The organism is Elusimicrobiota bacterium (genome assembly GCA_040757695.1).
In the GTDB taxonomy this organism is placed as follows: domain Bacteria; phylum Elusimicrobiota; class UBA8919; order UBA8919; family UBA8919; genus JBFLWK01.
In genome coordinates this window covers 1-7,131 of record JBFLWK010000101.1, presented here as the reverse complement: position 1 = coordinate 7,131, position 7,131 = coordinate 1, and the positions used below count along the sequence as shown (strand labels likewise).

Here is a 7,131-nt window from a genome sequence, read left to right as displayed (position 1 = left end):
AAAATTTTTTGCTCGCTAATTTTGCTAAACAATCAATTTCCACTGATTTGTCAAAGAACTTTAAACTTATTTCAGCTACCGCTTGACATAGTGTGTCCACGAATGCACACGAATAAACACTAATTTAAATTTTTTGTTAAAAACTTTTCGTGTCCATTTGTGCTCATTCGTGGCTATAATTTATAATTTCATATGCACTGAAAAACTAACAGAAACTATGTAATCGCCGTTCAAAATCGCTGTAATCATTCTCGGCTTGCAATACGAACCGCCCAGCAAATAATAGAATATCCGATAGAAAGAACTATCCACGAACCGCCCCCGAAAACACACTCCTTGAATTCATCAATCAACTTCTGTGAATGTAGATATTCTAAAGCACCTATCTTGAGTAGCACCTGCGGCTCGTTATAGCCATATAGATTTTTCTGAAAAGGGGGGGAATGTTCCCGAACATAATTCGCAAGCCCTTTAGTTAAATAACTTCTTCCTAAATAAATACCATGAACTTCACCTGAATAAGTAGAAACATCGTCTGGGAATACCATCCACAAAACTTCATTCGTTCCTTGAACAGGAACCCATGTCTGAATAGCCAGAATTCCCGGTTTTTTGTCCGGCAGTAGCGTTACACCTAAAATCGGGATTGGCTGCCTTAATCGGTTCCAGAACTCTTTTGCTAAAATATCATCTACATAAAGATATGTGGCTAATCCAGTATGCGTTGTTCGTGCTAAAAATTGTTGTGCAACTGTATCATTCATAGAACTGATAGGCTCTGAAACCAGCCACACGCAACCTTTGTTGGTTTCTATCAGGTTTTCTATCAATGTAAAAAGTCGGGGCGCATTATCTTTTTCCCGTTTTATCTCTTCTTTTTCGCCAACTTTAAGTGTGAATTCTACACTGCTATGTTCATATACATCTTTTGGTGACACACCTTCTAAAGTTACATATGTGCCGACAAGTTCATTCCGTCTTAACCAGAGTTCTCGCGGGTCAATAATTACCGTAGGATTTCTCGGGTCAGTTACGTAAAAAAAAGCGCCCGAATTTGTTTCAACTCTGAAAATTTTTTTGCTGAAATCAAGTATTGCATTTTTAATTTTAACTCGGCGTGGTGCTCTAACATAATACTCTGTGAGTGCTTTTACAGAGACAGATTTTTCAAACTGAATAATTTTTTCTATTTCTCGCCAGACCTTCCACGCAGGTGCAAACAAAAAAAGCCCGATAATAAAAATCACACCACCAATAATCAACCGCATTGCAACCTTGTTTGAATACCCCAGAAATATCCCGTAAGGTAATTTTTCACGCCTACAAATCCATAAAAGAATTGATGTAATCCATGCTATCAGTATAAGCAGTAAAAGCAATGGCGACCTTGCACAGAGTGCTGTTAGAACTACACCATCAAACGCTATCAGCCAGAAATCTACTCTACCCCAACGTTTGGCACCTAAAAAGTTGATTATCAGCGATGGTATGACAATCGGGAATGAAAATATCAATAGCCACGCTTCTAACGAACTGCTTTCAGACGGTTTAGCAGTATCCATAGATAAAGATGCTTTGACTTGTTGGTTGGATGGCGTGTTTGATACAGAAGTTTGCTCTTGTCGTGTTTTCCATTTAGCAAATATCAGTCCGCATCTCTGACACTCTGTTAAGCCATCCGCCTGCTCATACCCGCAATTCGGACATTTCACCCCGCCCCTCCTTTATTTTTTAGCCACAGAACTTCACAGAATTTCACAGAACTTTTTCTGTGTTTTTCTGTGTGATTCTGTGGCTTGTCTTATTGATAGCCACTGAATTTTACACAGCATTCACCAACCGCCACTGGCACCGCCACCACCAGAAGAACCACCGCCAAACCCACCACCACCACTGCCGGATGAAAAACCGCCCAATCCATCACCAATTCTTCTTCTTTTTTGTACAAAAAAAGTCCAATGTTTTTTCTTTTCCATCCCAATATGATCACTTTTTCCCATGTAATAACCAATTAACGAAGTTAAAAATACATATACTATATAAAAAAACTTCACACTAATTCCTGCAACACTAATGTCCAAACATTTCCAAAATTCAATATTTAATTTTAACACAACAAAAGCAAAACATATGAAAAGAATAAGGGTGCCTATCACTTTATCCTTTATGCCCGAAGTTAAAAGAAAAGCAAGAACCATCCAACCCAATATTCCAATAGCACCTGCCTTTTCTAAATAACTTGGAGGACCTGGACGAGTTTCAACATTTTCTAATCCCAGTATCTTCGCAATTGCAGATGTCCCTTGTATAATACCTTCCGAGTAATTGTTCTGTCTGAAATATGGCAGGATATATTTGTCCCTTATTTCTCCACATTTACCATCGGGAAGTACTGGCTCTAAACCGTAGCCGACCTCAATTCTCATCTTCCTTTCATTCAGAGCAACCAATACCAAAACACCATTATCTTTACATTTCTTACCTATACCCCATTTGTTAAAAAGTTCATTTGCATAATCTTCAACACTCATTCCATCTAATGAAGAAACCGTCACAACTGCAATCTCTGCTGAAGTTTTCTGTTCTACTTGTGTAACAAGCGAGTTTAATTCTGACTCTGTGTTGTCATCTAAGATATTAGCAAAATCACTGATATATCCGATAGGTTTTTGAGGAATTTCTGCATAAAGACAGGCAGTAGAAAGTAGGGAGTAGAAAGTGACACATAGTGTCATTGCGAGCGACTGAAAGGAACGTGGCAATCCTGATGAGATTGTTTCGGTTATACCTTGCAATGACAATCTTGTTATTCGCCACTCGCCACTTACTAAATTTATTTTCATTTTCTCACTTGCTCATTTAGCTAAATGAGCAACTATCAGTTTTCTGTTCCAAAATCTACTTTAGGAACTGCTTTGGCACCTGCTTCTGCTTCAAAAAACGGTTTAGCTTGAAACTTAAAAAAATTAGCAATTATATTCCATGGAACTCTGCGAATTGTTGTGTTCAAATCCTGAACTGCTTCATTGTATTTTTTCCGTTCAACCGCAATTCTGTTTTCAGTCCCTGCAAGTTCGTCCATCAGCCGATTAAATGTTTCATTGGCTTTTAAGCTTGGATAATTTTCTACAATCGCTAACAGCCGTGCAAGTGCTCCTTCCATCAAAGCACCTGCCTTCATTTTTTCATCAACCGTTTGGGCACCTGTATATGATGCTCTTGCTTTTGCAAGATTGTCCAGAATCTCTTGTTCATGTTTCATATACCCTTTTACCGACGATACAAGATTCGGAATTAAATCTGCCCGGCGTTGTAAAACATTCTCTACCTGTGCCCAAGCGGTTGTAACCGCTACATCCCTCTTTACTAAACCGTTATACATCCCACCTAAAATTACAAGAACCAAAACGATAATCCCAATCGTAATAAGTAGATCTTTGTTCCGCATTTTCCCTCCTAAATTTTATCAATCGCAAAGATGATTTCGCTGACGGAATCGTGAACTTCATTATACAGTTCTTCCAATCCCGACCGACCTAATTTGACTTCTTTTTTCTTAAGAGAAACACATCTCTTGAACGGTTTTGACAGAGAATTATCTATCTTGCCTTCTGCCAATTTCTGTGCATAATTAAATAGATGTAAAAACGAAGTCCCTGCATGAGTAAGAAAATCAAAAAGAAGCGCTTTTGACCCTTTTAAGTTGAGCCATTCATTTCTCAGTCGTAAAAGTTTACTGCGTAGTTCAAATTCCAATTGATGCCTAAGATTTTTTGTATCAATTGAAATATCCGAGATAATATCCCTGCCTGTTAATACTTGATATTTTTCTTTTATATCAAGAAACTCAACAGGAAAAACATCAGCAGAATTTTTAAGTTCTTCTTCCGTCCAGAAAACAACACTGATATTCGCTTTCCGTTGTGCACGGTTGATTGTTTTTTCCAGAGAAGCAAGTTTTTTAAGTGTGAGTTCTTTTACAACCACCATCACATTGACATCTGATTCCTTAAGAATATGTTCCCTTTTCACAGCACTTCCATAGAGAACAATTGAAACCAGATTGTCACCATACAACTGAACCAGCGCTTCACAAAACCCATCTAAATACTTCTGCATCTTTGCCCTCCTCCAATTTGCTCTCACTTGCTCATTTAGCTAAATGAGCAAGTATCAGTTTTATGTTTTTTCAGCATCTTCAACTAATATCTGGATTTTTTCTAACTCGCCACCATCACACCAGATTGCACGACATGTTTTGTTGACACAACGGTCAATCACAACAGCGGTAAGTATTGTATGAAACATTTTCGCCATCAGTGAACCACAAAGCGGACACTTAATCTCATGGAACCCATCAGTTGGAGCTATCGTTGTTTTTTGCAATTCTCGCCAGGTTTTAGCACTTTCTATTTCATCTTTGGAAAATCCTTTATCTTTACGAACAATCACTTTTTCTAATATACCGTATTTTAACAAATCGCCGCTACAAAAATTACAATGTAATGTAAAAGTGCCTTCGTACGGCTTTTCAACTAACGGGACATTACAGCGCGGACATCTGTTTTTTGAAACCACGCCTGACATTCTTTTAATAAACAGTTGTAGTAAAAGTTCGTTATCGCCTGCACGAGTAATTTTATCATTATCTCTTGAACAAACCCATGTTGATGGCTTAATTGTATCTAATGCAAGTATCTGTATTGGTGTGAATGGTCCTTCCCATTTTTTATTTATATGCGCAAAAAATTGTGGTGGTTCTTTTTGCGCTTCGCTCACCGAGAATAAATTCTCGGCTACAAGATGGTGTGAATTTGCTACATTGACAGCGGGTTGAAACCCGCCATTCTGCAAATTCTCTTTAATTTCAATCACATCTGTTTTTGCCCAAGTCATCAGTTTTTTAAGTCGGTCTGCAACAGGCGGGTGTGTGCTGAAAAGATTAGCAAAAAAACTATATTCTTCGTCTAAAAATGATACTTTTGGATTTAAAATAAAAAGCGAGGCAAACCATTCCGGTACTTCAAAACTGCCTCTGTATCGTTGCGAAATTTTGTAAAGCGCCTCGGCAAGCGAAAGCGGGTCTTTGCACATATTTACTGCATTCGCATCAGCAAGAAATTCGCGGTTTCGTGAAATCGCCATATAGATAAATCTGGTGATAAATTTGCCAAGTGTCGCCAGAAACCATAAAAACGGACGGGCTAAAAACAATGTTGCGGATGCCCTTGTTTTTGACAACACCTGCCAGAGTTTTGATTTCGTAAAAAGCGACTTAAGACGGTCAAATATGCCTAAAATGTTACTTACCGTCGTCGCAAGTCGGGAATCGCCTGAAACCAGATGTGCCGCTTCGTGACAGACAACCGCAGTTAATTCAGAACGGTCTAATCGTGCCAATGTGCCTTCCGTTACACCAATCGCTGTAAAATGATAACCATCTTCAACTGAAAATGCATTGCAGCCTGCAGATGGAATAACCACCGCCATAATCGGTCTTATGCCTGTTGCTGATTCTGCTTCCTGTACAATATTTATAAAAATTTTGTGATATTCATCTCTTTTATCCGACGGCGCTGCATTTAACTGCTCAAGGATTTCGTTGAGTGCTCGTTTCCTTGCAAACCAAAAATGAATTATTGCCGTGAAGAAAGCAACCCCTGTAGCAATAACATTGAACAGCCAGAATTTTTTCACAATAAAAAAATAAAAATGCTTACCAAGACAAATAAGTATTATTGCAAATATCAAATTAAAAAAAACAGTGTAAATTATCAGTATCAGAACAAACAGCACCCGGGTGGTTCGTTCGGCTTGCTCTCTGGCATCCAAAACGGTTTCGGCAGGAAGAGAGTAGAGCATAAATGTCTCGCAGATCGCTGTTTGTCATTCTCGTGTAAACGGGAATCTATGGATTCCCACTTTCGTGGGAACGACGTCTGCGGTTATTTGTATAAATTATACATAAAATTGGAAAAATTTCAAATAAAAAAAATCCACTCCCCGAAAAAGCGGAACGGATTTTTTTATATCTATTAGTTATTAGAGGCTGTCCGACAACACCTGTTTTGGGTAGTCCCTTGTAGCCGACACAGCCTTTTAACTTCGTCCCCTAAACGCGATAAAATCGGCTATGGCAATCTGTTCTTCGTTTGTCATTGCAACCCCAATGGACATAGGGGGAAGCAATCTCATCTGAATGCATTTATCGGGAATCCAATTAATTGAGGACCGTCCCCAATTCCAATTCCTCAGTTTTCGATACACTTAAATATCCTAACCTGAAATCACAAAGACGCTATGTTAAAATTGAAACACACATTAACTTTTCTATATCGTTTCAAAACTCCGTTTGTTTTTTATCTCGATCATTAGCCATTTTTGCTCTGAATAAATCACAAACCACAATATAGGGAGCAAGAGCACTTCTATATGATTCCTCCATATCTACGCTAACAGTATAGGATGTTTCCGTAAATGTTCCATAACTCCGAAATTTAAAATCACTATATTTAGCTTTAACCGCTTCACCAGAACTGAATTCCTCTTTTACCTGTCCGCTCCAGACAACTCGGTTCTTTTCTTTCCCAAAAGCATTAACCGTCATTATAGTATAAACAGGTGTAAACTTAGATGGACCAAGCATTGCCATACCCTTACCTCTTAATTCTACGTGCTGTTCTACAACAAAAACTATATCTACATCCAAATCTTTAGCTAGATTGTGTAATTGCTCCTTTATTTTCCCTGGTCCACCCAAAGCAGAACCAAGTCCTTTCTTAGCTTCTAGGTTGGCAAGTTTAAAATCTGTTGCTGCAACCTTAAATACTGGTGATTTACCTTGTATTACATCAACAAATGAAAGCCCAGCTTTAGCTTTCCACTTCAATTTCTGATAGGCTTCACTTTTTACTACTTCTTCTAGACCCATCAATTCCAATCCAGAAATCTTAGAGATTTGATCAGCAAATATTACTAACATTCCATCAGCCCAATTCTGTATCATTTTTGTTGAGTAGACATCTTTATAACCTCCTTGTGGTGACAGCCCTATCGGGCTGTCGTGCCCCTCGCAGAACCGTGCTTGCAGATTGCCCACACACGGCTCTTCAATAACACTTCCTCATAAAG

At 38.5% G+C, this 7,131-nt stretch carries 6 protein-coding genes; all 6 read right to left on the bottom strand.

From position 1 onward, the window contains the following. Nucleotides 1-245: 245 nt before the first annotated feature. The 6 genes from AB1349_12085 to AB1349_12060 all read right to left on the bottom strand — a co-directional run bounded on the left by AB1349_12085 (nt 246) and on the right by AB1349_12060 (nt 6,982). Nucleotides 246-1,712 carry a hypothetical protein gene (locus tag AB1349_12085; protein ID MEW6558069.1) on the bottom strand — a complete coding sequence of 489 codons (1,467 nt, stop codon included), beginning with the start codon at nt 1,710-1,712 and terminating at the stop codon, nt 246-248. Between the two features lie 120 nt (nt 1,713-1,832). Next, nucleotides 1,833-2,843 (bottom strand): TPM domain-containing protein, encoded by a 1,011-nt coding sequence (locus AB1349_12080; GenBank protein ID MEW6558068.1) that lies wholly within the window; start codon nt 2,841-2,843, stop codon nt 1,833-1,835. Nucleotides 2,844-2,878: 35 nt separating this feature from the next. Then, nucleotides 2,879-3,448 carry a LemA family protein gene (locus AB1349_12075; GenBank protein ID MEW6558067.1) on the bottom strand — a complete coding sequence of 190 codons (570 nt, stop codon included), beginning with the start codon at nt 3,446-3,448 and terminating at the stop codon, nt 2,879-2,881. A gap of 8 nt (nt 3,449-3,456) precedes the next feature. Beyond that, a complete protein-coding gene (locus AB1349_12070) occupies nt 3,457-4,119 on the bottom strand; it encodes a hypothetical protein (protein MEW6558066.1) in 663 nt (220 codons plus the stop codon). Nucleotides 4,120-4,179: 60 nt separating this feature from the next. Beyond that, nucleotides 4,180-5,862, bottom strand: a complete 1,683-nt coding sequence (locus AB1349_12065) for a zinc metalloprotease HtpX (protein ID MEW6558065.1) — start codon at nt 5,860-5,862, stop codon at nt 4,180-4,182. 478 nt (nt 5,863-6,340) lie between these two features. Continuing rightward, nucleotides 6,341-6,982 carry a hypothetical protein gene (locus tag AB1349_12060; protein MEW6558064.1) on the bottom strand — a complete coding sequence of 214 codons (642 nt, stop codon included), beginning with the start codon at nt 6,980-6,982 and terminating at the stop codon, nt 6,341-6,343. Nucleotides 6,983-7,131 lie beyond the last annotated feature (149 nt).